Raw genomic sequence first — 25,625 nt, forward strand, 5'->3', positions numbered from 1 at the left:
CAGTCTCCTCTCATTTCTTTGGCGGAAGCTTGTCCAAGTAGGCGATTGCCTCTTCCATATTCTGCACAGGGACAATCTTGACGTGATAACCTTCCCTTTCCGCCACTTCTTTTACGTCCTTCTCGTTCGTATCGCCGGAAAGAACGTCCTTCGGACAGAAAAAGATATCCATCCCGGCCTTCTCTACAGCAACTATTTTTTCACGGATGCCGCCAATCTGTCCGACGTTCCCGTCGATATCGATCGTGCCTGTCCCTGCAATCTGATAACCCTTCGTCAAATCGCCTTTCTTCAGCTGATCGTAGATTTCCAGCGAGAACATAAGACCGGCGGACGGTCCGCCGATGTCACCAGCATGAATGACGGTCTTGTCCGGTGTATCAATTGTAAACTGGTCTTCCGGCACAATCCCTACTCCATACTTATTCGCACCATTCTTCAGCGGAATGAGTCCGATGACAAGCTTCTTCTCTTCATTTGCTCTATGAAACTTGATTTCAACTTGATCGGACGGAGTTTTGTCCTTCAGCTCGTCCATGAAATCTGAAGCCTTCTCAACCTTTTTCCCGTCCACTTCAGTAATGATATCTCCTACTTCAAGCTTCCCCTTCGCCTCAGATTCTTTTGTAATGCTTCGTACAAAGACACCGGCTGACTTAATGTTTACGGGCTCTCCCGCCGCTCTAAGCCCGGCAACGATCGCATTGTTCTGCGATGATTCCATCATATGGACATTGAGCCGCTCGTATTCCTTGTCGGTAAAGTCCCCGCGTACTTCTTCAATCCTTCTGATTTCCGTATGCCGAGACACAAGACCGTAGGCGTAAATGAAAAGGTTGCTCGCCTTGACTGACATCACAGTCGTTAAATGGAGCTCCCCCTTCGAGTCCTTGACCCCATTTTCCACTGTCACCTTGGAACTGAGTTCCTCAACGGATCCCGGTTGAAATAAGTAGTAAGGCGTAGGGATAAAAAACCCGGCGATGAAAATCAGCGCCACAGCAAAGAGTATTTTATTTTTTGGTGATGATCGGCGTGTCCGTTTCATTTGTCTATCCTCTCTTTTTCCGGTATCTAATGTTGTCATTATACTATAAAGCGCACAAGCAGACGGACAGGCCTACATTATTAGACGTTTATTTTCCGAAAAAGTTTCCAGCGACGGGGAAAATAATCGTTTTTTCATCAAAGAAAAAAGGAGCCGCAGACCAGAACGGTCCCGGCTCCTTCTCTATTTTTCTTTCCATACATCAAGCGGCTTTGCTCCCCCAACTTCAAGCGGAATCTGCGAAATATCGATTGACCGCTCCGTCCGGGGCAGGGCAAGCTCCTTGTAAATCATCGTCGAGGCACCAAGTCCCGCCTCTTTCGCCTCTTCAATGGACTCACAGTAGTAAACTTTTTTGATGCCAGCGAAATAAATGAGGCTCATGCACATCGGGCACGGCTCTCCGCTTGCATACATCGTATAGCCGCTTAAATCCAGTGTGGAGTTTGACTCCTGAGCTTTCCGGATCGCAATCATCTCTGCATGACCGCTGCTGTCAAATTTTTTATGCAGCTCGTTAACACCTTCCGAAATGATTTGGCCGTCTTTTACGAGAACGGCTCCAAACGGCTGCCCTCCGCTCTTTATATTGTCCAGCGCAAGCTGTACTGCTCGTTTCATGAACGCATCCATCAAATCCCTCCTCAAATTTTAAGAGAGAATGAGTTTTTCCAATGCCAATGGCTCGATATACTCGCCGTCTCGGTACGCTCTCATATTACCGCCTGAAATTTCATCAATCAGCATGATACTGTCGTTCTTGCTGCGGCCGAATTCCAGCTTGATGTCATGGAGGTCAAGACCCTTGTCTGCCAGTTCACGCTTGATGGTCCGGCTGATTCTCTGGGTCAGGTCTTTCAGCTCTGCAAATTCATCCAGCGTCAGGATGCCCAAAGCATGCAAGGCATCAGCATTGATCGGCGGATCGTTCCGCTCATCGTCCTTCAGCGTCACTTCCACAACCCCATCGAGTTCCTGGCCGAATACCGCATATTGCCCGTATCGGCGAAGAAAGCTGCCATCGGCTTTGAAGCGGCAAATGACTTCAAGCCCATTTCCAAAAACGGCTGCCGGCTTTACCGTCATCTCGGCCTTTTCAAGATCTGCGCCGGCATAATGCGTTGGAATCCCTTCTTTCTGCAGGACTTCAAAAAAATACTTCGTCAGCCGCAGACCTGCCTTGCCCGCTCCCTCAATTTTAAGCCCGACCGTATTGGCCCCAGGATCGAAAATCCCATCTTCTCCGGTGACATCGTCTTTGAATTTCAATAGGTAGTTCCCGTCTTCGAGCGCGTATACATCTTTTGTTTTCCCCTGATAAACGAATTCCATCGGCATACCCATCTCCCTATATAGATTCAACCTATGATAAGTATACCAAATTTCCATGTAGTGAATAGGGCTAAACACGAACGTTCTAGCTCGTTTTCCTGAAAAATGCATTAAATTTGATGTTTATTTACGAAGAAATGAGGGTAAACAATGATTTACTATTGGTAACTGCTTAACGTTTTGAAAAAGTCTTTGAGGAAGTCGTAAAAAAGCTGCTCCGTCGGCATGATGTCGCGGTCAGCGGGAATGATAACCCCGACCGTCCTAGTAACAGCCGGCTCGGTGACAGGTATTTTGACCGCCGAGCGAGGTACGCTGTCGACGAGCGTAATATCCGGCAGCAGCGTCACACCGAGTCCCGCAGAAACAAGGCCTTTAATGGCATCAATATCATTTCCTTCAAATGAGACAACGGGCTCGAAGCCTTGCTGCTTACAGGCATTTAAAACGATGTCGCGCAAGATGAATCCTCTCGGCCAAAGGATAAACTGGTCATTTCGCAGGTCATCAAGGCGAATGGATCTCCTGCCTGCAAGAGGATGATTGGAAGAGACGAGGGCAACAAGATTCTCCATGTACAGAATCTCGCTCTTAATCCGGTGTTCCTTCAGCGGCACGGGACCAAGAAGCGCCATGTCAATTTCACCTTTGAGCACATAATCGATCAAATGGCGGTATGATGCTTGATGCAGCTCGTACTTCACTTTCGGGTATTGTTTCCGAAAGGCGGAGATGATTGTCGGGAGCAGGTGGGCGGCAAGACTGCTCGGAAAACCGATCCGGACCGTGCCCTTTTCAGGGTCGAGGCATTCCTCGATTTCCCTGATTCCTTGCTCGATAACGTCCATCGCCTGTTCCATCTTTTCAAGGAACATCTTCCCGATTGCCGTCAAACGGATATTCCGGCCTTCACGAATGAAGAGCTGGACACCTAGTTCCGCTTCCAAGTTAACGATTTGCCGGCTCACTGCAGACTGGGCAACGTGCAGGTTTTCCGCAGCTTCAGTCATATGTTCCCTTTTAGCCACTTCAATAAAATATTGTATCTGTCGAAGTTCCAATTTTCTCACCCTTTTGTGAACCAATATCAAATCGGCATTAATATCATCGCATTTCCATATTGTATAGATTAATACTAAAGGATAAGATGAGTGATAACAAGATGATTGTACGATGAGGATGCGTACACAATTTTGGGGGAGATACATGCAAAGGAGTGTAAAAAAATGGCGATGGTGATAAACATGAAAGATAATCAAAAAAATGCTGCTCGCAAATATATTGATGAGGTATTTGAGACAGTAAAAAAGAGAAACGCTCATGAACCTGAATTCCTTCAAGCGGTAAAAGAGATTTTCCAATCGTTGGAGCCTGTTTTTGCTACGAACCCTCATTATATGGAGGCCGGTATTCTCGAAAGAATTGTAGAACCAGAGCGTATGATCACATTCCGTGTACCTTGGGTTGACGATAAAGGCAAGGTCCAAGTGAATCGCGGTTTCCGCGTTCAGTACAATAGTGCAATCGGGCCTTATAAAGGCGGTCTCCGCTTCCACCCTTCCGTCAATGCCAGCATCATCAAATTCCTAGGCTTTGAGCAAATCTTCAAGAACGCTTTAACCGGCCAGCCGATCGGCGGTGGAAAAGGCGGCGCGGACTTTGATCCTAAGGGTAAGTCCGATGGCGAAATCATGAGATTTACCCAAAGCTTCATGACAGAATTGAGCAAGTACATCGGACCGGATATCGATGTGCCTGCTGGTGATATCGGTGTCGGCGCACGGGAAATCGGCTACATGTTCGGCCAGTATCGCAGGATGCGCGGCAGCTTTGATGCAGGCGTCCTGACCGGAAAAGGCGTCAGCTACGGCGGCAGTCTGGGCAGAACAGAAGCGACAGGTTACGGCACCGTCTATTTTGTTGAGGAAATGATGAAGGACAAAGGGCTCGGCTTCGACGGCAGCACAGTTGTCGTATCCGGCTCCGGAAATGTCTCCATCTATGCAATTGAAAAGGCGGTCGAATTCGGCGCGAAAGTTGTAGCCTGCAGCGACTCAGCAGGTTATATATACGATGAAAAGGGCATTTGCCTTGATACACTGAAAAGAATCAAAGAAGTGGAGCGCGGTCGGATCTGCGATTATATCGATGAACATCCGCATGCCACTTATACAGAAGGCAGCGAAGGCATCTGGTCAATTCCATGCGACATCGCTCTGCCATGTGCAACACAAAACGAAATCGACGAAAATTCAGCACGCATCCTTGTAAGCAACGGCGTCAAAGCGATCGGCGAGGGCGCCAACATGCCGTCCACACTTGAAGCGATTGACGTATTCCTGGAAAACAAGGTGCTCTTTGGCCCGGCAAAAGCCGCCAATGCCGGCGGCGTCGCCGTCTCCGCATTGGAAATGGCCCAAAATAGCGCCCGCATTCCTTGGACATTCGAACAAGTCGACGACAAGCTTAAAGAAATCATGCGAGACATCTACCGCAACAGCATCAAAGCCGCAGACGACTACGGCCAGCACGACAACCTCGTTGCCGGCGCCAACATCGCAGGCTTTAAGAAAGTTGCAGACGCGATGATTACACAGGGAATAATTTGATACGGCACAAACGAAGAGAGAAGGCCCCCGCCTTCTCTCTTTTTTCATGCCAAAAGCCACATTCATAATCGCTTGCGTTCGGCTGACCAATCTGCTTTTCACAATATATCGCTGCCTTGTGAAATATATCGACGACTCACGGAATATATCGACGTTTCGACCATTATACCTACATTTTCCCTTCCGACGACCACCGGCCTCTCCATTGCACCCATATAAAAAAGCAGGCAGGAAACGAATCGTTTCCTGCCTGCTTATCAGTTGTGATTAAAGTTTTACAACGTTAGCTGCTTGGTCGCCGCGGTTGCCTTGAGTGATGTCAAAGCTTACTTTTTGACCTTCGTCAAGAGATTTGAAGCCTTCGCCAGTGATAGCTGAGAAATGAACGAATACGTCTTCTCCGCCTTCAACTTCGATGAAGCCGAAACCTTTTTCTGCGTTGAACCACTTTACTGTACCTGTATTCATAATGGAATACCTCCAAAAATTTATTACTTAATAAAGAAGTAAAAACAAAAATTCACATGCTTTTCCGGAACATATTTAGAATGATATAATCCGGAAAAACATGTGAATTATAAGATTTAAATACCTATTAAGCCTATAAACAGTATAACACGCCTTTCTGGTAAAAGCAAATGTTATTTTCCATCATCTGTAAGGATGAAAAGCTGCCCGTAAATCCGGACAGCTTTCTGTTATACGAGTGCTTCTTCCCGGCTGAGGGGTTCCAGATCCACCTCAAAGCCCATGTCTTTGAGCATCTGATGGTCTTTATCCCCTTCCTGGCCCGATGTCGTCAAGTAATCACCGATGAAAATCGAGTTGGCCGGGTAAAGGCCGAATGGCTGCAGGCTGCGGAGGTTTACCTCTCTCCCTCCCGAAATCCGGATCTCTTTCGAAGGATTGATAAAGCGGAACAGGCAAAGCACTTTCAGGCAATAGCTCGGATTAAGTTCATCTGTTCCTTCGAGCGGAGTTCCATCGACCGCATGCAAGAAGTTGACCGGGATCGAATCGGCATCGAGCACTTTGAGGCTGCGGGCCATGTCGACCACATCTTCATGCGTTTCCTTCATGCCAACGATAACACCTGAGCAAGGCGAGATGCCGGATGCCTTCACTTCCTCCACGGTTGCCACCCGGTCGTTATATGTATGAGAAGTCGTGATGTTTTCATGGTGCCGGCTCGATGTGTTCAAATTATGATTATAGCGGTCGACTCCAGCTTCTTTCAGCCGCATTGCCTGATCGGGCTTCAATATGCCGAGGCAAGCGCAGACCGTCATATTTTTATGGGTCGCTTTGATTTCCTTCACCGAATCGATGACAATATCAAGCTCCCGGTTAGCAGGCCCGCGTCCGCTGGCGACGATGCAGTAGGTGCCGGCATTCAGTTCTGCCGCACGCCCGGCTCCTGCGACGATTTCATCCTTTTTCATCATTGAATACTTTTCGACCGGCGCCTTGGAGACGATTGATTGGGCACAGTATCCGCAGTTTTCCGGGCAGAGGCCGGATTTTGTGTTCATGATCATGTTCAGCTTCACTTTATTTCCATAATAGTGCTTCCGCACCCGGTAAGCTGCGTGCAGAAGAAGGAGCAAGTTTTCATCCGGGCAATCCAGAACAGCGTATGCCTGTTCATCTGTCAGCTCTCCGCCGGCAAGCGCCAGATCAGCCAATTCGTCAAATGGATTCATTTTTAATCCCCCTATTTTCTTTTGACAACCTTCTGCATCCTGTGGGCGAACATGCCTGCCAAAACAGCCAAGGCAATGTCCTTCGGCAAAGGAACCGCCATCCAGGCCCATGCTACTTTGTATGTAAAAGCATCTGGTGCAGCTGTCCACAGTTTGTAAGCCGCATACATCCAGTTCGTACCGATCAAGTAACTGACCATTGTTCCGACTAACGCGGCAATTATATACATATACAGCGCCCGATTCTTTTCCGTCATTTTACCCGTAATATAAGCTGTCGCAATAAAGGCGATGATAAATCCGAATGTCGGGCTGAGCAATTCTCCAATTCCACCTGAAAACCGCGCAAATACCGGAGCTCCTGCCAATCCAATGAAAGCATAAACCGCCATCGAAACTGCGCCAAGCCGGCCGCCAAGAAAAGCGCCTGCCAAGACAGCAAAGAAAGCTTGGAGAGTGATCGGCACTCCGCCTATTACCATAAACGGGACAAATGAAGTGATATTGGCTCCGATCATCATCAAAGCGGAAAACATGCTGACATAAACAAGGTCAAGTGCACGCCATCCGCTTTTTGTTTTCACTGCTGCTGTTTCCATTTCTTCACTCCTTCCTTCATCTTTCAAAAGCATAAAATATTGGAGTATTATATGTCAACCACATTTTAATTTAGGTTAACATATAGCCGAAAGAAAAGGCCCTCCATAAAAAGAGGGCACATCATTATCCTAAAAATTTAACACATACTGTTTCCGGAACGGAAATGGACGAAGAAGTCTGGGTCAATTTCCCTGTTTCCTCATCTCTGGCAAACAATACAAGATTGCCGGATTTCTGATTGGCAGCCACCACGTAGCGTCCACTCGGATCCAGACAGAAATCCCTTGGCCAATCTCCTCCGGTCGGAACGTTTTCAACATGCTCTAGTTTGCCGCTTTCCTGATCAACGCGGAAGACAGCGATCGAATTGTGTCCGCGGTTGCCGGCGTATACAAACCGGCCGTCAGGAGAGATATGGATAGCACTTGCGTCATTGGTCTCCGTAAAATCAGCAGGAATGGCTGCAATAGCCTGTTTTTCCGTGAAAACGCCACTTTCCTCATCATAATCAAGTACAAATACTTGCGAGGACAGCTCCGTGATCAAGTAAGCGAGTTTGCCGCCCGGGTGGAAAACAAGATGGCGCGGGCCACTTCCCGGCTTGATTTTCAAGGCATGCAGCCGCTCAAGCTTACCCTCTTTCACCTGATAAGTCGTGATTTCATCCGTCCCCAAATCGCAAACATGGATATACTTGCCGTCCGGTGAAAAGCCGGTGTAATGGACATGAGGCTTCTCCTGCCGTTCATGCGGGCCGTTGCCTTCATGGGCTACTGAGCTTGAGAGGGGTCCGAGGCTGCCGTCCTCATTGACCGGATACAGATCCACCGTTCCCTTATGATAATTGCCGGTGACAACAAACCCGTTCCGCACGTCCAAATGGCACGGAGGAGCGCCTTCTTCAACTTGCTCTTTGCCGACTTTTTCAAGAACCCCATTTTCTCCATTAAGGCGGTAAGCGGAAGCGCCGCCCTCCTTCTCTACTTGGGCGACAGAATATAAAAAGGATCGATGCCCATCAATCGTAATATATGTTGGATTTCCCGTTTCCGCTGCGACTTCCGCATCCTCAAGCCGTCCGTTTTCCGCATCCAGCACAAAACGGTAAATACCTTTACTGCTTTCTCGTGTGTATGTACCTGCATAACCAATAAATTTGTTTGCCAATTCCGATCACCCTTTCCCTTATCGTATTCTTATTATAGCCTTACTGTATCCGAACCCCCAATGATAATGCACAAATCAAAAAGCCTGCGGGAAAAATCCCGCAGGCCAGAACAATTATCTAATCACTTTAATTCTATCCGCCAAGCTGTTGATCTGTTTTTCCCCTGCTTCTGCAGTCGGGTTACCGAAAGGCATTTGAGCGATCAGTTTCCAGTCAGCAGGAATGTTGAATGCTTCTTGGACGCTTTCGTCAATAAGCGGGTTATAGTGCTGGAGTGAAGCTCCGATTCCTTCAGAGGATAGCGCAGTCCAAATGATGTACTGGAGCATACCGCTTGATTGCAGCGAGTAGCCTGGGAATGCATCTTTGTACAATGCAAATTGCTCTTGGAGGGATTTGATGACAGCTTGATCCTCGAAGAACAATACTGTACCAAAGCCGTTGCGGAAGCTTTGCATTTTGTCAGCTGTAGGCTGGAATTTATCTTCAGGCACTTGTGTGCGCAATACGTCTTCTGTCAGGTTCCAAAGTTTATCATGCTGTTCGCCGAAAAGCACGACCACTCTTCCGGATTGGGAGTTGAACGCGGATGGCGCATGTGTCACAGCGTGTTCGATGATTTCCTCGATACGCTCTTCAGCAACCTCAACATCTTTGCTAAGTCCGTAAATGGATCTGCGATTTTCTACAACTGAAAAAAAGTCTTTATTTGGCATGTATCATTCTCTCCTCTTGTCTTTATATAAATGAGAAAGTAATTTGGCTCTGAGCTTATTCTCTTCCTAACCGAACAGCTTATACAGCAATCCTTAGGCGCCTTTACTTACTTTATGTAAGCAACTATATTATACATACATACTAATGTCAAGTAATTAATTTTGAAATGAAAAGCTAGGTAAAAAGTCGAACCAATGGTATACTTTTACTAGCGAGGTGATCCTGAATGGATAAAAATATCTGCCCTAAATTCGAAAAAGCGATGAGTATTTTAGGTCAGCGTTGGACAGGATTAATTATATTCCAATTACTGAATGGACCGCAGCGTTTTTGCACAGTAGAGAACTCGATGCCGATCAGCGCCAGAGTTCTATCAGAAAGACTGAAAGATCTTGAGCAGGAAGGGATTGTTCAACGGATCGTCTTCCCCGAGACACCTGTTCGCATTGAATATTCTTTAACCGACAAAGGCTTGGCCCTCGCACCGTTAATGGACGAAATATCCAAATGGGCGGAAAATTGGGTCGAGATGAAAATAAGCGAGGAATAAAACCGGTGCCCCTATGCAGCCGGTTTCTTTATTTTTCCTGCGGAAGTGGGGTATCATGGACTTATCTTATTGAAAGGGAGTTCATGCAAGATGAAAAATGAGATCATTGAGCGATTTACTTCTTATGTAAAGGTCGACACACAATCTGACGAAAACAACTCCTCCGTTCCGTCCACACCGGGCCAGCTCGATTTGGCGAATCAACTCGTCAGCGAATTAAAGTCTATTGGCATGGAAGAGGTCACGATGGATAACAACGGGTATGTCATGGCTACGCTGCCGGCCAACACGGACAAAAAGGTTCCTGTCATCGGTTTTTTGGCGCATGTGGATACAGCAACAGATTTTACAGGTAAAGGCGTCAATCCGCAAATCGTTGAAAATTACGACGGGAAAGATCTTCAGTTGAACGAAAGGCTTGCCATCACAACCAAAGCATTCCCTTCCCTTGCCAATTACACCGGCCATACGCTAATCACAACAGACGGCACAACACTGCTCGGCGCGGATAACAAAGCCGGGATCGCCGAAATTATGACTGCGATGGACTATTTGCTGAAAAATCCGGACATCAAGCACGGAAAGATCCGTGTCGCTTTCACACCTGATGAGGAAATCGGCCGCGGACCGCATAACTTCGATGTAAAAGCGTTTGCCGCCGATTACGCGTATACTGTCGATGGCGGTCCAATCGGCGAACTGCAGTATGAAAGCTTCAACGCCGCAGCTGTCAAGCTTATCTTCAAAGGAACGAACATCCACCCGGGTACAGCCAAGGGTACAATGGTGAATGCTGTGAAATTGGCAATCGAATTCCAAAATTCCCTTCCTGCCGAACAAGCGCCAGAGTTAACGGAAAACTACGAAGGCTTCTTCCACTTGATTTCTCTTGAAGGAGATGTGGAGAAGGCGAAACTGTCTTATATCATCCGGGACTTTGACCGGGAAAGCTTTAACTCCAAGAAGGCCCTCGTCGAGAAAATCGCAGCGGAAATTAAAGAGAAGTACGGCGTGGACCGAGTTGAGCTTGAAATCAATGACCAGTATTATAATATGAGGGAAAAAATTGAACCGGTCAAAGAAATTGTTGATATTGCCTCTGACGCCATGAAACAATTGGGCATTGAACCGCTCATTTCTCCGGTTCGCGGAGGCACGGACGGTTCCCAGCTTTCCTATATGGGCCTTCCGACGCCGAACATCTTTACAGGCGGTGAAAACTTCCACGGTCCTTACGAATTCATTTCCGTCGACAATATGGAAAAAGCAGTACAAGTCATCGTTGAAATCGCCAAGTTGTTTGAAGAACGGGCAAAATAATTTATGCAGCTCCGTATCCGCCTTTCAGGCGGATACGGAGCTGCTCTTTTTTAATAAAAATTATTGCAATATTTTATAAAAAAGATATAATTGCAATATTATGTTTTAGGGAGAGATTATATATGAATGCATTAGATAGAATCAGCAAGTTCGCCGGTAACACGTTTGCCCTCTGGGTTTTGCTTTTTGCCGGCCTGGCCTTTTTTATGCCATCAGGTTTCACATGGATTGCTCCGCACATCTCCCTTCTGCTCGGAATCGTTATGTTCGGAATGGGAATGACCTTGTCTGTCGATGACTTCAAGGAAGTGTTCAAACATCCGCTCAAGGTGCTTATCGGCGTCTTGGCGCAGTTTACGATTATGCCGGCAATCGCATTTGCCCTTGCAGTAGGATTGCGCCTGCCCCCTGAAGTGGCGGTCGGCGTCATATTGGTAGGTTGCTGCCCCGGGGGAACGGCATCGAACGTCATGACCTTCCTGGCGAGAGGGAATACGGCACTGTCAGTCGCCGTTACCTCCGTCTCCACTTTACTCGCACCGATCATCACACCTGCTTTAACGCTTTTGTTGGCGAGCAAATGGCTGCCTGTTTCAGCAGGTAACCTATTCTGGTCTGTTGTAAAAATTGTACTGATCCCAATTATCCTCGGACTTGTTGTAAAACTGCTATTCCGCAAACAAGTCGAGCAGAGCGTCAAAGCGATGCCGCTCGTTTCTGTTGTCGCCATCGTAGCGATTGTTGCTGCAGTCGTTTCCGGAAACCAGCAGAAAATCATGGAGACAGGCCTCCTGATCTTGTTGGTTGTCATCCTGCATAATTGTCTCGGCTTATTGATTGGCTACGGTGCCGCACGCCTGCTGAAAATGGATTATGCGGATTGCAAGGCGATATCAATCGAGGTCGGTATGCAGAACTCCGGGCTTGGTGCCTCTCTCGCAGCCGCCCACTTCTCGCCGCTTGCTGCGGTGCCAAGTGCCATATTCAGTGTGTGGCACAATATCTCAGGCCCGCTGCTTGCTACATGGTGGGGCAAAAAAGCGGATAAGCAGCTCGAGTCGCCTGCCTCGGCAGGTAGCCAAAAAGGAGCATAATCCGACGCAATAAAATAACGTTTGACATTTTCTGCAGCTCCTGCAATAATACACTAGATTACACAATCAGATTGCCTTTAATCCAGTCCAGTGAGGCTGACAAGGTGTGCGCAGAATGCGTATGGATTATGCATAAATATGACAAGCTCATACATGCACCTTGCCAGTTAGAGGCAAGGTGCTTTTTTGCTTTTGTCCACCAATGGCATCTGACCAAACAAAATAGAGGAGCGATAGAAGATGAGTCAAAGAGAAATCAAAGTTGATGAACGCCCGCCATTGCTGCAGAGCCTTCCTCTCAGCTTTCAGCACTTATTTGCCATGTTTGGTTCGACAGTATTAGTCCCGCTGCTTTTCCAGGTTGATCCGGCAACCATCTTATTGATGAACGGAATCGGCACGCTTTTGTACATTCTGATGACAAAAGGGAAAATCCCCGCCTATCTGGGGTCCAGCTTCGCATTTATCTCGCCGGTCTTCGCCGTGCTCAGCAAGTATACCGGCGGTAACGGCTACAGTTACGTGCTCGGCGGCTTCCTAGTGGTCGGCGTCGTGCTTGTCATCGTCTCGCTAATCATAAAAATGGTCGGCACATCTTGGATTGATGTTATTTTCCCTCCAGCAGCCATGGGTGCTATCGTTGCCGTCATCGGACTTGAAATCGTTCCGGTTGCAGCAGAGATGGCCGGCTTGATCAAGCCCGATGATGCCGCAGCCAATTGGACAGCGGATCCGAAAGTGATTCTTGTTTCCTTGCTGACCCTGGGCATCACCATCATTTGCTGGGTCACGCTGCGCGGCTTTTTGAAGATCATCCCAATTTTGCTCGGAATCGTTGCCGGATATATCATCGCTACGATGTTCGGAATGATCGATTACACGGCTGTTAAAGAGGCAGCATGGTTTTCTGCTCCTACTTTTTATAAAATGAAATTCAATCTGTCGGATATCTTGATTATCCTTCCGGCTGCTCTCGTCATCGTGCCGGAACATATCGGACACTTGATCGTAACCGGCAATATCGTCAAAAAAGATTTGATCAAAGATCCGGGCCTTGACCGCTCCATGCTCGGAAATGGTGTCTCGACTATCATTTCCAGCTTTTTCGGTGCGACACCGAATACAACATACGGGGAAAACATCGGGGTCCTTGCTATCACAAGGGTATACTCGACTTGGATTATCGGCGGTGCGGCAGTATTTGCGATCTTCCTTTCTTTCTGCGGAAAACTGGCAGCGCTGATCCAATCGATTCCGACACCTGTCATGGGCGGTATCTCCCTGCTTCTGTTCGGTATCATCGCCGTCAGCGGCTTGCGGATGCTGGTTGAATCACAGGTCGATTACAATAACTCGCAAAACTTGATTCTGACTTGTGTCGTCCTGGCGATCGGCGTCAGCGGCGCAGCGATCCATCTTGGCAGTGTCACACTCTCCGGCATGGGCCTCGCAACCATCGTCGCCATCCTGCTCAGCCTCTTGTTCCGGGCGTTCAATATGCTCGGCCTTTCCAACGAGGACTGAGAGAACGGCAAATAAGCCGGGACATAGGCAAAGTGCACCTGTGTCCCGGCTTTATTTTTCAAGCGTAACAAAACAACCCCCTGGTCCGATGCAGACCAGGGGGTTGCTTTGTTAGCCTTCCATCCACTCTGTATGGAAAGTGCCTTCTTTGTCGATACGATTGTATGTGTGTGCACCGAAGTAGTCGCGCTGTGCCTGAAGCAGGTTTGCCGGCAGGGTAGCTGTGCGGTAGCTGTCGTAATAGGCAACTGCGCTTGCAAATCCTGGAACAGCGATTCCTCTTTCGACAGCAGCTGAAACGACTTTGCGGAGCGGCTGCTGATAGCTCTCGACGATTTCTTTGAAATAAGGGTCGAGCATCAAGTTCGCAATTTCAGGATCCCGGTCGTAAGCATCCTTGATTTTCTGCAGGAATTGGGCACGGATGATGCAGCCTCCGCGGAAAATCATCGCGATGTCGCCGTAGCGAAGATCCCAGCCATATTCGTCTGATGCTGCGCGGAGTTGAGCGAAGCCTTGAGCATAAGAACAAATTTTGCTCATATACAATGCTTTCCGAACCGCTTCGATCAATTCTTCTTTGTCGCCGTTGAACGGAGCCGTCTCTGGTCCGCGAAGAACTTTGCTTGCCGCGACTCTCTCTTCTTTCATCGCAGAGATAAAACGGGCAAAAACAGATTCTGTGATAAGCGGAAGCGGCACACCCAAGTCAAGCGCATTCTGGCTCGTCCACTTTCCGGTACCTTTTTGTCCTGCTGTATCCAAAATCAGCTCGACAAGCGGCTTGCCTGTTTCTTCATCTTTTTTAGCAAAAATATCGGCAGTGATTTCGATCAGATAGCTGTCGAGTTCGCCTTTGTTCCACTCGGAGAATACTTTATGCAATTCATCCGCATCCAAGCCAAGAACTTCCTTCATAAAGAAATATGCTTCACAAATAAGCTGCATATCGCCGTATTCGATGCCGTTATGAACCATCTTCACGTAATGACCTGCTCCGTTTGGTCCGATATACGTACAGCAAGCATCCCCGTTTACTTTTGCGGAAATAGATTTTAAAATCGGCTCGACAAGATCGTAGGCTTCTTTCTGTCCGCCAGGCATGATGGAAGGACCTTTGAGTGCCCCTTCTTCCCCGCCCGAAACGCCAGTGCCGATAAAGTGGATGCCAGCTTCCTCAAGCTCCTGATTACGACGGATTGTATCCTGGAAGTATGTATTGCCGCCGTCGATCAAAATATCGTTTTTCTCCAAATACGGTTTCAGTGAAGCAATGGTTGCATCCGTTGCTGCTCCCGCTTTGACCATCAGCAATATTTTTCTAGGTTTCTCAAGCGAGTTGACAAACTCCTCGATTGAAAAAGCACCTACAACATTTTTCCCTTTAGCTTCGTTTTCCAGGAAGTCTGTTGTTTTCTCAGAAGAACGATTGTAAACAGCTACTGAGTAGCCGCGGCTTTCAATGTTCAATGCCAGGTTTTTTCCCATTACCGCCAATCCAATTACACCAATCTGCTGTGCTGACATGCATATTTCCTCCTTTGTCCTAAACAAGATTACGGTTAGTTTATCACAACTACATCCTATTATATAGAATGGCCGCCCGTATTTCGCCTATTACGTATTATGTAACGGCTTCCAAAACAAAAACCGCATTTTCTCCCTTTCCGGCAAAAAATGCGGTGATTTTTACAATTAGGAAACAGTTTGGCCCTGCTCGATGGAAATATCGGGCTCCTTCAGAGAATTTTCAACGACGACGCAAGCAGAAGCATCACCGACGATATTAACAGAAGTTCGTAACATATCGAGGATGCGGTCGATTCCGGCGATAAGTGCAATTCCCTCCAACGGTAGATTGACAGCGGTCAGTACCATCGTCAGCATGATCAGCCCTGCCCCCGGAACACCTGCAGCTCCAATCGAAGCGAGTGTCCCCATCAAAGCAACAGTGAGCAACTGTCCTACTGACAGCGTTTCACCAAAATATTGGGCAATGAACATCGTCGTAATCCCCATATATATGGCGGTCCCATCCATATTGATCGTTGCGCCGAGCGGTAGGACGAAGCTGCTCGTTTCTTTGGAAACACCAAGGTTTTCCTGGGTATTCTTCATCGTTACCGGTAATGTCCCCGAACTGCTGCATGTTGCGAAGGCAACAGATGCCGCTGGGAAAATCCCTTTCAAAAATGTGATGGGACTCATCTTGCCGAGCGTTTTGATGGCGAGTGAGTATGTGATGGCGACATGGACGATCACTCCGACAATCATAGCGATGATCACCTTCATGAGCGGCAATAGAACGGATAGGCCGTATGTGCCAACAATCGGAGCGAGAAGGCCGAATATCCCGATTGGCACAAGCTTCATGATCAGGCCCGTGATTTTGTACATCACTTCTGACAGGCCCTCAAAAAAAGATTGGACCGGTTTTGCTTTTTCCCCGACCATCGTAATTCCAATGCCAAGAAAAATGGCGAAGAAAATGATTTGCAGCACCGAACCGGTAGTCAGCGCTTCAATGGGATTGGTCGGAATGATGTTCAGCAGTGTGGCAATGACTCCTTCAGAAGCCGCAGCTTCCGCTGTTCCCTCTTCAAGAGTCACATTTGTGCCGGTTCCTGGTGAAAAGACAAAGCCTGCAGCAAGTCCGATAAAAATAGCTACCAGACTGGTCGCCAAAAAATAGACAATTGTCTTCCAGCCAATGTTCCCGAGCTTTTTCAAGCTGCCGGCCCCTGTTACACCGACAATGATGGTGGATAATATTAGCGGAACGATAATGAATTTGATCAATCGGAGGAATAAATCACCCAAGGGCTGGACAAACGCTGCCTTTTCCCCAAAAGCTACACCAGTTATAACAGCAAGAATAAAAGCGACAATGATCTGTATGACAAAGCTTTTTTTCACGGAAGTACCTCCCCTGCCCACTTTTTAACTACTATGTTACCGCTCTCAAGTGCTTTCAAACCAAAAATTCTAAATTTTCTTTCCTTTTTCTATATGTCTATACTCGATTTTGAACGTATCAGCGTACTTGATTCCGGCACCAGTGTTCAAGACAACGACCGTTTCATCAGCTTTTATCCAATTTGCCTCACGCAATTTTCTTGCCGCTGAAAATGCGGCGGCTCCCTCGGGGCAGATGAAAGCTCCCTCTTCTCTAGCAATAAGCGACTGTTCGGAAAGCATGTCTTCATCCGCTATCGCGATGGCGCAGCCTTCAGTCTCATACAATGCTTCCAGTACGAGAAAGTCCCCGATCGCCTTTGGAACATTGATGCCAAAAGCAACCGTCTCAGAGCTTTCCCAGAATTCGGAATGGGTGGCCCGTTGTTCCCAAGCCTTCACAATCGGGGCGCAGCCTTCCGCCTGAACGGCGACGAATCGCGGCATTTTTTCGCCTTCAATCCAGCCTAGTTCCTGCAGTTCTTTGAACGCCTTATAAATGCCAATCAGCCCGACTCCGCCCCCGGTAGGATAAATAACGACATCCGGCACCTGCCACTGCAGCTGCTCGGCAATTTCCAGCCCCATCGTTTTCTTCCCTTCAATCCTATACGGCTCTTTCAATGTGGATGCATCGTACAAACCGTGCTCTTGGACTGCGTCCCCGACAATTGCCCCTGCATCGCTGATCAGGCCATTTACAAGATATAGCTCCGCTCCCGAGATGGCACACTCTGTTCTCGTTATATCCGGTGCTTCCTCCGGCATGACAATGATCGCCGCCAGCCCGGCACGCGCCGCATACAGTGACCAAGCCGCTCCCGCATTGCCATTCGTCGGCATCGCCAGTGCTTCGGCCCCCAATTCCTTCGCCTTCGATACTCCGACAGCCGCCCCTCTCGCCTTGAAGCTTCCTGTCGGAATGATGCCTTCGTCCTTCATGAGAAGGGATCCGATCCCCATATCCTCCCCTGCCTTTGCCATCGGGAGTAAAGGGGTCATTCCTTCGCCCAGCGTGATAATATGTTCTTCCGACAAGACAGGCAGCAATTCATGATAGCGCCAAAGCACAGGCGGTCTCTCTTGAAGATCTTCCTTTGTCCACGTTTCTTTTAGCTCATCCAAATCATAATCTGTGAGCAGCGGGGAACCACAGCTGCAAAGATGATGGAATCCGTCTCCGTTATACGTACGTGAACAGACCGGGCAATGCAAACCTTTTACATAACTGAATTTCTTTTTCATGACATCCCCCCTTATAAGTTGGTATATGTTGTATCAAAGGATTTTATCAGTCCTTTCGCCAAACGAAAAAAGCTCCGGCAGCACATCTGGCTGCCGAAGCTTCCCTGACTCATTATTTTGTTGTAACTTCCTCGGCTGGCACGTGCAGTCCAAGGCCTTCAGCAACCCGGAGGCCATATTCCGGATCTGCTTTATAGAAGTGGCCGATTTGGCGCAGCTTGATCTCATCACTCTTGACTGGCTTCATCGAAGCAACGATATTTTCAACTAAGCGTGTACGTTGTTCCTCCGTCATCAAACGGTAGAGATCCCCAGGCTGTGTATAGTGGTCATGCTCATCGTAAGAGACGCTGTCCGCGTTTCCTGCTACAGCAAACGGGGTGACGTTGTTTTCACGGGTTTCCTTCGGTCCGCTGAAGCTGTTCGGCTCGTAATAGACGGAGCCTCCGCCGTTGGAGTCGAATCTCATGGCGCCATCTCGCTGATAATTGTTCACTTCATTGCGCGCGCGGTTGATCGGCAGCATTTGATGGTTCGTGCCGACTCGGTAGCGATGGGCGTCATGATAAGCGAACAAGCGCCCTTGGAGCATTTTATCAGGGGATGCCTCGATCCCTGGAACGAATGTGCCTGGAGAGAATGTAGCCTGCTCCACTTCGGCGAAATAGTTTTCTGGATTGCGGTCAAGGACCATTCGTCCCACTTCGATTAGCGGGTAGTCTTTCTGAGACCATGTTTTTGTTACATCAAACGGGTCAAACCGGTACGTATCGGCGTCTTCCAGCGGCATGATTTGTACGTAGAGTCTCCACGCAGGGAAATCTCCCTTTTCAATCGCATTGAACAAATCTTCCGTATGATAATCAGGATTTTCCCCAGCGAGCTTATCCGCCAAGGCCGCATCCAGATTTTTCACGCCTTGCTCAGTCTTAAAGTGGTATTTTACCCAGACACCCTCGCCTGCCTCGTTCACCCATTTGAACGTATGGCTTCCGAAGCCATGCATATGGCGGAACGTCACCGGGATACCGCGATCGGACATCAGGATGGTCACCTGATGGAGCGACTCAGGGGAAAGTGACCAAAAATCCCAGACTGCAGTCGGGTTTTTCAGATGTGTGCGCGGATCTCTTTTTTGTGTATGGATAAAGTCAGGAAACTTGATGGCATCACGAATGAAAAACACCGGCGTATTGTTGCCGACAAGGTCATAGTTTCCGTCTTCAGTATAAAACTTAACCGCAAAGCCCCGTGGGTCTCTCACTGTATCTGCGGAGCCGAGTTCGCCGGCCACAGTAGAGAAACGGATGAACATCGGAGTCCGTTTGCCCACCTCTGATAAAAATTTGGCTTTTGTATATTTTGTCAGATTATTTGTCACTTCAAAATAGCCGTGTGCTCCGGCTCCTTTAGCATGGACGACCCGTTCCGGAATCCGTTCTCGGTTAAAATGTGCAAGCTTCTCCAGCAGGTGAACGTCTTGGATAAGAACAGGGCCTCTTGAACCTGCTGTAATGGAATTCTGATTATCCCCTACAGGTGCACCCCAGCTTGTCGTCAATTTCTTCTCATTCGTCATGAATCATCCCCGCCTTTTCTATTAATAGCTCGTTTGCTTGTTTAGATCATATCAAAGGTAATATAAGTTTTCAAGTGATAATCTGTATTTATTTATAATAATTATCATTAGTCGCTTTGCATATACTGTATAACAGGCATTTATGTGTTCATTTACATACAGCTATTCATACTAATTATCAATTATTCATCCACTTTCTCATATGCTGCAGACTGCAATTCATTATTCCTCTCTACTGAGCGCTTTCTCCTAATTCGGGAAGGGGGGACTTTATCTTTTTACATAGAAAGATTCCTGATTATGTCAGGGAGACATGACCTTTTATTCGAGCACTCTAATTAATAAACTGTCTTTGGCAGGAACCTTTGTTTGCTAGTCCAAAAGAAACACCATTATCAGATTTTTTAAAATTGTCCTTCCCCCTATCTTTTTGTAAGATAAAAGAGAAACCAATCTTAGCAAGGGGGAATGAAGTTGAAAAGAATCAGCCTTACTATTTTTACTTTTATCTTCACTTTATCCATGCTACTGTTTTCTCCACAGCAATTTGTAAACGCTGCCAAAGGTGAAGAATGGACAGGCCAGACGGCCGTCGGCGACAAGGGCATGGTCGTAAGCGCTCATCCTGAGGCTTCCAAAATCGGAGCTGCCGTATTGGAACAAGGTGGAAATGCAATTGACGCGGCCATCGCTATGCAGTTTGCCTTGAATGTAGCAGAGCCGATGATGTCCGGAATCGGCGGCGGCGGATTTATGATGGTGTATGACGGAAAAACAGAAGAGATTTCAATTATTAACAGCCGGGAGCGAGCCCCGGAAGGCGCAAAGCCCGACATGTTCCTTGATGAGAACGGGAAACCGATCGAGTTTTTCGCCCGCCATACAAATGGAAATGCGGTCGGAGTGCCCGGGACGCTTGCAGGTCTGTACTCCGCTCATGACCGCTGGGGTACCATTTCTTTCGATCAGCTGCTGGAGCCTTCTGTCCAGCTTGCCGACAAGGGGGTTAAAGTGAACTGGGTGCTTGCCGATGCAATTGAAGAAAACAAGGACAAGCTGGCAAAATCAGCAGCGAAGGAAGTTTTCCTTCCAGAGGGAGAACCGCTGAAAGAGGGAGACTTGCTGTTGCAGAAAGACCTCGCAAAAACGTTCCGCCTAATCCAGCAGCATGGACAGGATGTCTTTTATAAAGGTGAAATTGCAGATGCAATTGCCAAGACTGTCCAGGAGTTCGGCGGATCAATGACTGCGGATGATCTCGGAAAATACAAAATTACAGTGGATAAGCCATTGATGGCGGACTACCGTGGCTTTGAAGTGGCAGCCATGCCGCCGCCAAGCTCTGGCGGCTTGACTGTACTGCAGATTTTAAAGCTGCTGGAACCTTTTGATATGAAGCATTACGGCATTCGTTCTCCGGAGAAATATCATCTGCTGACTGAAGCGATGCACCTTGCTTATGCGGACCGCGGCGCTTATATGGGCGATCCCGAGTTTGTCGATATCCCGGAAAAAGGACTGCTTAACCCAGAGTATATCAAGGAGAGAAGCAGCCTGATTGACCTTAAAAAAGTATCGGCAGACGTGAAGCCGGGAGACCCTTGGAAATACGAAGAGGGCAAGAAACCAGAGATTGTCGACCAAAATGACGAAAAGCCGATTGGCCAAACAACTCACTTCACGGTCGCAGATCAATGGGGCAATATCGTCACGTATACAACAACGATTGAAATGCTTTTCGGTACCGGCATTATGGTGCCTGAGTATGGCATCCTGCTGAACAATGAGCTGACTGATTTCGATGCTGTTCCAGGCGGCTCCAATGAAGTGCAGCCAGGGAAACGGCCGCTCAGCAGCATGTCTCCGACGATGCTGCTGAAGGATGGAAAGCCGTATATGACGGTAGGTTCTCCAGGCGGGCCGACAATCATTTCCTCGGTGTTCCACACCATTTTGAACGTCGTCGACTACGACATGGATTTGAAATCAGCAATCGAGGAACCTCGGATTTACAGCAATCAGTATCCGAATATTCGTTGGGAGGAGGGCATTTCCGAGCGAAGCCGGAACCGCCTGATGCTCATGGGGCATAAGTGGGAGGAAAAACCAGGTGAAATCGGCAATGTCCAGGCGATACTCATCGATCCGGAAACCGGACTCTATCACGGGGCTGCCGACTCTAGCCGCGAAGGCTCGGCAATCGGCTTAGGAAACACAACAGCAAAGTAAAACAAACAGGGACTGCCGCAACGGCAGTCCCTGTTTTCATCATTTACTCGTAGGCCGGAAGCCTTCTTCCCGCAAATAGCGCTCCGCCTCTACCGGGGATTCAAAGCTTTCCTCTAAATTCATACCAGCATACACATTCCAGAGCTCATGCTCATGGGCGAGTGTGACCGACTGGCCGTTCCGGTTCGTCCAAGTCTGGCTCTTCTCTTCGTCCGCTGCCTCTTCCGGCTCCGCCGCTGTATCTTCGTCGGACAAATACCGGATGGAAGCGGAAATCATATCTCGCAACTCCTGTTCCGATGCCTCCCGGATGTTGACGAGGCCTTTTTCATCCGAATCGTATCCAGGCAGATCGCCGACATAGACAAAACCGTTTCCGTTCGGATGCAAGTGGTAGACGACGATCGTCTTCTCGTACAAGCTGTCCTCATAATGATAATTGAGCCGCTTCATCGAAACCTCTTTTTTCGTCAGCTCTGGAAAGTCAGCAATGATCGCTTGTTTTTCTTCAAATGTAAGCATGTGGATTCTCCGTTTCTTTTATGTTTCTTTGACTGGGTCTTGAGTGATTAAATCATCTGGACTAACCTCTTCCGGTAACGCAGGTTGTCCGCCTGGCAAGTCACCGGTATGATCTGCGTAAATCACTTTAGTCCCCCCGTCAGCAGTGAAGTTCTTGCCGATGATCATACCTTTAACGAACCCGCCGCCGCTCAATTCTACATCTGCGTTTGGAGCAAACAACAGTGAGGAGGTAGCCTTTGCCCCACCATTGATTTTAACACTTGACCCGCCTGTGAGGATATTCCCCTGAAATCCTCCGCTTCCAGACATCTCTATACTCGCTTTTTCCGCATAGAGAGAGCCGAAAATTTTTGTATCTCCAGCCATGGAAAGTTTCTCAGCCCCTGCATAGTAGATATCAAGCTTATCAGTAGAACCAGAGTTGTTGATTGTACTTCCGGAACTGATAGTGATTTTATTCCGGACATAAATGGTTAATTTTCCGCTGCCAACCAATTTGATATGGCCGTTCGTTACATCCAAGTGATCGACTACAATTGATCTGTCTTCATTACCAGCGTCAATCACCAATGTATAATTGCTGTTTAGTAAAATTGAATTAAATTGTAAGCTATCTTTCATTTTCAGAACGTAGCCATTGGAGATATAATTATCCGCCCGCAGATTTCCGTTCTGGATGACCTCGTACTTATTCCCGCTGTTATTTTTTATCGTTTCATTAGCAGGGATTTTAAATTTCGGAATATCTGGGAACGAGGGAAGCTCCAATGTTTGGGTCTGACCTGTCAGGACGTTGGGCTTTTCAATATAATCCGGTTTTTTGATAGCATTTGGACTGTGACCACCAGGCAAATAAACTGAACCCGAAATATTCGCTCCACCATCAAGAATAAGTGTATTGGCTTTTGTCGAGTTCGAGCCGACCCCGCCCTGGATGGACGCTCCTCCTGTCAATTGTATATCGTTCTCGACAAACACCGCCATATCTCTTGGGAAGTTAGGGTTTCCCCCCCCCTCTCCATCGCCAGTTATTTTCCAGTCAACCGTAAATGTTTTTTCCGCTTTACGCGTAGGAGTATTCTCAGCTGGGCCGTCGCAGCTTCCCTCTTTGGGGCAATGGTAACCCTCAGAGGTGAGCAAATAGCTGCCAGAGCTGCCGCTTACACTTATATCAGCCTGAGAATTTGTTTTCCTATAAGAACGTTGTTTACGTTCTTCAGGCAGGATTTTATCTTCAACCCTGCTAAAAAATATACTTTTGAATCCGCTCAGATCGGCTGCAGGATTCTTTTTCAATTGCTCTCTGATCCTTGCACCATACTCTCTCATAAATGCGTTATTTTCAGCAAGAACTACTCCTTTTATTTCGCTCATTTCATCTACAATTCCCGCTTCGGCAATATAATATGCCCCTTGATCGTCCTGCTCTCGGGTTGTCATTTTCATGTTGCTGACCATTAGGCTAAGGAGCGCAAGGCCCAATACGGTGAATAAGGTAGCTATAAGCAGAGTGAAAACGAGAGTGCCGCCCTGTTCATTTATTGTAAAACGACGTGTATTTATCACTGTTAATCACCAACCCGAGTATTGATTATCGTGGAAACTTCCACTTTTTCACCACGTGCATCCTTTGCCGTTTGAACAAGGATTTCAACTCCATCGCTTAATTTTGCGACATGAAATGATGCATTTTCCACTAACAGTTTTCCATCTCTATATATACCATCTTCTTTGGATTGATAAGTAATAGCAGTTCCCGCTTTAAGTGTTCTTCCATTTCCAGTTACTTCCGCCGCATTCGCTTTTCGGATATCCTGTGTCATCATTTTCAACACAAGCCGGACATCTGCCTGGTGGCTGAGCTGTTTATTTTCATTTACAAATTCTTTTTGGCCGAACAGCTGGACATTGGCGATGAGCACAAGGATGATGGAGGCAATGGTGATGGCGGCCAGTACTTCTACCAAGGTGACGCCCCGACTGTCAGTGATTAGCTTTTTCATGGGCTACTCTCCTCCCAGTCCATTCTCGTCTCCATGCTTGCCTTTAACACCAAAGAATCTGGCTCCTTTACCTTGATATATACCTCTCGGCTATCCCCCGAACCACCAATATCAACCTCTATTTGATATCCGTGATCCACTTTGATATATAAACCATCCTCTAATCGATACCCTAGTTCTCCCGTCATACCCGTCTCGGCAGGTACAGGTTCATCTTGGGCACTCAACCCATAGATCTTCTCCATCTCTGCTTGGGCCACATAGGTTGCTTCCAATTTTCTTTCTGCCAATTTGCTTGATTTTGCCGATTGAATAAAGAATGCTGTAAAGCAAAGAATAACAATAGCAAGGATGACGATCGATGCAAGTACTTCAATTAACGTCATTCCTGCTTGATCAAAACGTTTGTCTCGCACAGGCACTTCGTTCACCCTTTCAGAATTAGGTCCTTTTGGTTGTATCCATTGTACCACGGGAGATGGAGATATTTACCGCAAAAAATGATAGTTTATGTATCCCTCTAGCCGGGAACATAACCTATATGAAATTGATTCCGAAGGAGGCAGAACAATGAAGAACAAATTGGCGATGACAACTTTGGCACTCGGTGCTGCCTATCTCTTGCGCAACAAGGATTCCAGACAGAAGCTGGCGGATCAGTTTTCAAGCCTGGGTTCAAAAGCAGGACGCGGGCGAAAATAAAGCAATAAGTAAAGAGCCTGGAAACTTCATGTTTCCAGGCTCTTTACTTTGAAAGACGGCGTTTTCTGCGTTTCATTCCTGCATATACGGCAAGAGGGATGGCGAACAAACCGAGCAGCACATAGTATTCAAAGTCTGCGGACATGACGCCATTGATGATCAGGCTTGCCACGAAAATATGAACCAGATTGCCGAGTGCTGTGGCCGCTGCATACTGGCCCAGTTTCATCGAACTTGCCCCTGCCGCCATATTGATCAAGCTTGTCGGAGCGATAGGCAGGACACGTAAATAGAATACGACAGCCCAGCTGTTTTTCTGCAGTTTCTCCATTAGCTCCTTTTTCACTTTACGGGAGATAAAATCATGAAGCCAATAGCGATAAAGCCAAAAGGCGATACTACCGGCTACTACACTCGTCAGCCAGCTCCAGAAAAAGCCGCCCCAAAAATCAAATAAAAACAAATTGATGGTGATGATGAGAAACAGAGGAATGAGCGTCATGAAATTTTGGATCACCATCAGGATGAAAGTGATCAGCAGGCCAGCCGAAGGCCGCATATCAAAATACATTTCGATCTTGTCCATATCGCCTGTCCGGATGACCGTGAACCACTCAGAACGGACAAGCCAAACAATCAAGATAACGCCAGCAAGAAACGAAACCGATTTTATAAGTGATTTAATGGGTACTCCTCCCCGATTCCGTATATTTAGAGCCTGG

At 47.6% G+C, this 25,625-nt stretch carries 25 protein-coding genes; 7 read left to right on the top strand and 18 right to left on the bottom strand.

The genetic code is table 11. The features are described from left to right. Positions 1–10: 10 nt before the first annotated feature. The 4 genes from AC0TWI_RS16720 to gltC all read right to left on the bottom strand — a co-directional run bounded on the left by AC0TWI_RS16720 (position 11) and on the right by gltC (position 3,441). The gene (locus AC0TWI_RS16720) at positions 11–1,048 is read right to left on the bottom strand and encodes a SepM family pheromone-processing serine protease (protein WP_488127482.1); all 1,038 of its coding nucleotides are present in this window, start codon (positions 1,046–1,048) and stop codon (positions 11–13) included. Positions 1,049–1,231: 183 nt separating this feature from the next. Then, positions 1,232–1,681 carry a nucleoside deaminase gene (locus tag AC0TWI_RS16725; protein ID WP_488127483.1) on the bottom strand — a complete coding sequence of 150 codons (450 nt, stop codon included), beginning with the start codon at positions 1,679–1,681 and terminating at the stop codon, positions 1,232–1,234. Between the two features lie 18 nt (positions 1,682–1,699). Next, entirely contained in the window at positions 1,700–2,380 is a 681-nt protein-coding gene (locus AC0TWI_RS16730) for a phosphoribosylaminoimidazolesuccinocarboxamide synthase (protein WP_488127705.1), read from the bottom strand. Positions 2,381–2,538: 158 nt separating this feature from the next. Then, the gene (gene gltC / locus AC0TWI_RS16735) at positions 2,539–3,441 is read right to left on the bottom strand and encodes a glutamate biosynthesis transcriptional regulator GltC (protein ID WP_488127484.1); all 903 of its coding nucleotides are present in this window, start codon (positions 3,439–3,441) and stop codon (positions 2,539–2,541) included. 171 nt (positions 3,442–3,612) lie between these two features. Between gltC and gdhA the strand changes: the two genes are divergently transcribed. Then, the gene (gene gdhA / locus AC0TWI_RS16740; protein WP_488127706.1) at positions 3,613–4,989 is read left to right on the top strand and encodes an NADP-specific glutamate dehydrogenase; all 1,377 of its coding nucleotides are present in this window, start codon (positions 3,613–3,615) and stop codon (positions 4,987–4,989) included. Between the two features lie 267 nt (positions 4,990–5,256). Here gdhA and AC0TWI_RS16745 read toward each other — a convergent pair whose 3' ends face one another. The 5 genes from AC0TWI_RS16745 to AC0TWI_RS16765 form a co-directional block, all read right to left on the bottom strand. Continuing rightward, positions 5,257–5,457 (bottom strand): cold-shock protein, encoded by a 201-nt coding sequence (locus AC0TWI_RS16745; RefSeq protein ID WP_488127485.1) that lies wholly within the window; start codon positions 5,455–5,457, stop codon positions 5,257–5,259. Positions 5,458–5,687: 230 nt separating this feature from the next. Further along, positions 5,688–6,692 carry a biotin synthase BioB gene (gene bioB / locus AC0TWI_RS16750; protein WP_488127486.1) on the bottom strand — a complete coding sequence of 335 codons (1,005 nt, stop codon included), beginning with the start codon at positions 6,690–6,692 and terminating at the stop codon, positions 5,688–5,690. Positions 6,693–6,703: 11 nt separating this feature from the next. Beyond that, positions 6,704–7,291, bottom strand: a complete 588-nt coding sequence (locus AC0TWI_RS16755; RefSeq protein ID WP_488127487.1) for a biotin transporter BioY — start codon at positions 7,289–7,291, stop codon at positions 6,704–6,706. A 124-nt stretch (positions 7,292–7,415) separates the two neighbouring features. Then, positions 7,416–8,459 (bottom strand): lactonase family protein, encoded by a 1,044-nt coding sequence (locus AC0TWI_RS16760; protein ID WP_488127488.1) that lies wholly within the window; start codon positions 8,457–8,459, stop codon positions 7,416–7,418. A gap of 114 nt (positions 8,460–8,573) precedes the next feature. Next, entirely contained in the window at positions 8,574–9,176 is a 603-nt protein-coding gene (locus AC0TWI_RS16765) for a nitroreductase family protein (RefSeq protein ID WP_488127489.1), read from the bottom strand. 227 nt (positions 9,177–9,403) lie between these two features. Here AC0TWI_RS16765 and AC0TWI_RS16770 point away from each other — a divergent pair, with 227 nt between their 5' ends. The 4 genes from AC0TWI_RS16770 (at position 9,404) to uraA (ending at position 13,665) form a co-directional block, all read left to right on the top strand. Further along, entirely contained in the window at positions 9,404–9,727 is a 324-nt protein-coding gene (locus AC0TWI_RS16770) for a winged helix-turn-helix transcriptional regulator (protein WP_488127490.1), read from the top strand. Positions 9,728–9,817: 90 nt separating this feature from the next. Continuing rightward, complete coding sequence (gene pepT / locus AC0TWI_RS16775) at positions 9,818–11,047, top strand: peptidase T (RefSeq protein ID WP_488127491.1); 1,230 nt, start codon at positions 9,818–9,820, stop codon at positions 11,045–11,047. A 122-nt stretch (positions 11,048–11,169) separates the two neighbouring features. Then, entirely contained in the window at positions 11,170–12,141 is a 972-nt protein-coding gene (locus AC0TWI_RS16780) for a bile acid:sodium symporter family protein (protein ID WP_488127492.1), read from the top strand. Between the two features lie 240 nt (positions 12,142–12,381). Further along, complete coding sequence (uraA, locus tag AC0TWI_RS16785; RefSeq protein WP_488127493.1) at positions 12,382–13,665, top strand: uracil permease; 1,284 nt, start codon at positions 12,382–12,384, stop codon at positions 13,663–13,665. A gap of 111 nt (positions 13,666–13,776) precedes the next feature. On the opposite strand, the gene gndA is transcribed toward uraA, so the two are convergent. The 4 genes from gndA to katA all read right to left on the bottom strand — a co-directional run bounded on the left by gndA (position 13,777) and on the right by katA (position 19,444). After that, positions 13,777–15,192, bottom strand: coding sequence for an NADP-dependent phosphogluconate dehydrogenase (gene gndA / locus AC0TWI_RS16790; protein WP_488127494.1), 1,416 nt, complete (start codon positions 15,190–15,192; stop codon positions 13,777–13,779). Between the two features lie 168 nt (positions 15,193–15,360). Continuing rightward, on the bottom strand, positions 15,361–16,581 hold the full coding sequence (locus tag AC0TWI_RS16795; RefSeq protein WP_488127495.1) for a dicarboxylate/amino acid:cation symporter: 1,221 nt from the start codon (positions 16,579–16,581) through the stop codon (positions 15,361–15,363). A 69-nt stretch (positions 16,582–16,650) separates the two neighbouring features. Further along, entirely contained in the window at positions 16,651–17,865 is a 1,215-nt protein-coding gene (locus tag AC0TWI_RS16800; RefSeq protein WP_488127496.1) for a threonine synthase, read from the bottom strand. Positions 17,866–17,977: 112 nt separating this feature from the next. Beyond that, positions 17,978–19,444 carry a catalase KatA gene (gene katA, locus AC0TWI_RS16805; protein WP_488127497.1) on the bottom strand — a complete coding sequence of 489 codons (1,467 nt, stop codon included), beginning with the start codon at positions 19,442–19,444 and terminating at the stop codon, positions 17,978–17,980. Positions 19,445–19,966: 522 nt separating this feature from the next. Between katA and ggt the strand changes: the two genes are divergently transcribed. After that, complete coding sequence (ggt, locus tag AC0TWI_RS16810; RefSeq protein WP_488127707.1) at positions 19,967–21,673, top strand: gamma-glutamyltransferase; 1,707 nt, start codon at positions 19,967–19,969, stop codon at positions 21,671–21,673. Positions 21,674–21,712: 39 nt separating this feature from the next. Here the strand turns inward: ggt and AC0TWI_RS16815 are convergent, their stop codons facing one another. From AC0TWI_RS16815 to AC0TWI_RS16830, 4 genes are read right to left on the bottom strand one after another with little or no spacing between them, the layout of a single operon-like run. Next, a complete protein-coding gene (locus AC0TWI_RS16815) occupies positions 21,713–22,195 on the bottom strand; it encodes a hypothetical protein (RefSeq protein WP_488127498.1) in 483 nt (160 codons plus the stop codon). A gap of 18 nt (positions 22,196–22,213) precedes the next feature. Continuing rightward, entirely contained in the window at positions 22,214–23,764 is a 1,551-nt protein-coding gene (locus AC0TWI_RS16820; protein ID WP_488127499.1) for a DUF7305 domain-containing protein, read from the bottom strand. Positions 23,765–23,766: 2 nt separating this feature from the next. Continuing rightward, a complete protein-coding gene (locus AC0TWI_RS16825) occupies positions 23,767–24,201 on the bottom strand; it encodes a PulJ/GspJ family protein (RefSeq protein ID WP_488127500.1) in 435 nt (144 codons plus the stop codon). Continuing rightward, positions 24,198–24,623 carry a type IV pilus modification PilV family protein gene (locus AC0TWI_RS16830; RefSeq protein WP_488127501.1) on the bottom strand — a complete coding sequence of 142 codons (426 nt, stop codon included), beginning with the start codon at positions 24,621–24,623 and terminating at the stop codon, positions 24,198–24,200. Before AC0TWI_RS16830 ends, AC0TWI_RS16825 begins: the two co-directional genes overlap by 4 nt. A 148-nt stretch (positions 24,624–24,771) precedes the next feature. Here AC0TWI_RS16830 and AC0TWI_RS16835 point away from each other — a divergent pair, with 148 nt between their 5' ends. Continuing rightward, positions 24,772–24,903 (top strand): hypothetical protein, encoded by a 132-nt coding sequence (locus AC0TWI_RS16835; RefSeq protein WP_488127502.1) that lies wholly within the window; start codon positions 24,772–24,774, stop codon positions 24,901–24,903. A gap of 43 nt (positions 24,904–24,946) precedes the next feature. Here the strand turns inward: AC0TWI_RS16835 and AC0TWI_RS16840 are convergent, their stop codons facing one another. After that, positions 24,947–25,543 carry a TVP38/TMEM64 family protein gene (locus AC0TWI_RS16840; protein WP_488127503.1) on the bottom strand — a complete coding sequence of 199 codons (597 nt, stop codon included), beginning with the start codon at positions 25,541–25,543 and terminating at the stop codon, positions 24,947–24,949. Positions 25,544–25,625: the final 82 nt, after the last annotated feature.

This window comes from Lederbergia sp. B243.17, assembly GCF_057657925.1.

Excerpts from the sequence above, each read along its gene's own strand:
- AC0TWI_RS16780 (WP_488127492.1), top strand. The coding sequence starts at position 11,170 with ATGAATGCATTAGATAGAATCAGCAAGTTCGCCGGTAACACGTTTGCC.
- uraA (WP_488127493.1), top strand. The coding sequence starts at position 12,382 with ATGAGTCAAAGAGAAATCAAAGTTGATGAACGCCCGCCATTGCTGCAG.
- katA (WP_488127497.1), bottom strand. The coding sequence starts at position 19,444 with ATGACGAATGAGAAGAAATTGACGACAAGCTGGGGTGCACCTGTAGGG.
- AC0TWI_RS16800 (WP_488127496.1), bottom strand. The coding sequence starts at position 17,865 with ATGAAAAAGAAATTCAGTTATGTAAAAGGTTTGCATTGCCCGGTCTGT.
- AC0TWI_RS16770 (WP_488127490.1), top strand. The coding sequence starts at position 9,404 with ATGGATAAAAATATCTGCCCTAAATTCGAAAAAGCGATGAGTATTTTA.
- AC0TWI_RS16730 (WP_488127705.1), bottom strand. The coding sequence starts at position 2,380 with ATGGAATTCGTTTATCAGGGGAAAACAAAAGATGTATACGCGCTCGAA.
- gndA (WP_488127494.1), bottom strand. The coding sequence starts at position 15,192 with ATGTCAGCACAGCAGATTGGTGTAATTGGATTGGCGGTAATGGGAAAA.
- bioB (WP_488127486.1), bottom strand. The coding sequence starts at position 6,692 with ATGAATCCATTTGACGAATTGGCTGATCTGGCGCTTGCCGGCGGAGAG.
- AC0TWI_RS16765 (WP_488127489.1), bottom strand. The coding sequence starts at position 9,176 with ATGCCAAATAAAGACTTTTTTTCAGTTGTAGAAAATCGCAGATCCATT.
- AC0TWI_RS16835 (WP_488127502.1), top strand. The coding sequence starts at position 24,772 with ATGAAGAACAAATTGGCGATGACAACTTTGGCACTCGGTGCTGCCTAT.
- AC0TWI_RS16815 (WP_488127498.1), bottom strand. The coding sequence starts at position 22,195 with ATGCTTACATTTGAAGAAAAACAAGCGATCATTGCTGACTTTCCAGAG.
- AC0TWI_RS16720 (WP_488127482.1), bottom strand. The coding sequence starts at position 1,048 with ATGAAACGGACACGCCGATCATCACCAAAAAATAAAATACTCTTTGCT.
- AC0TWI_RS16755 (WP_488127487.1), bottom strand. The coding sequence starts at position 7,291 with ATGGAAACAGCAGCAGTGAAAACAAAAAGCGGATGGCGTGCACTTGAC.
- pepT (WP_488127491.1), top strand. The coding sequence starts at position 9,818 with ATGAAAAATGAGATCATTGAGCGATTTACTTCTTATGTAAAGGTCGAC.
- AC0TWI_RS16745 (WP_488127485.1), bottom strand. The coding sequence starts at position 5,457 with ATGAATACAGGTACAGTAAAGTGGTTCAACGCAGAAAAAGGTTTCGGC.
- AC0TWI_RS16825 (WP_488127500.1), bottom strand. The coding sequence starts at position 24,201 with ATGAAAAAGCTAATCACTGACAGTCGGGGCGTCACCTTGGTAGAAGTA.
- ggt (WP_488127707.1), top strand. The coding sequence starts at position 19,967 with ATGCTACTGTTTTCTCCACAGCAATTTGTAAACGCTGCCAAAGGTGAA.
- AC0TWI_RS16725 (WP_488127483.1), bottom strand. The coding sequence starts at position 1,681 with ATGGATGCGTTCATGAAACGAGCAGTACAGCTTGCGCTGGACAATATA.
- gdhA (WP_488127706.1), top strand. The coding sequence starts at position 3,613 with ATGGTGATAAACATGAAAGATAATCAAAAAAATGCTGCTCGCAAATAT.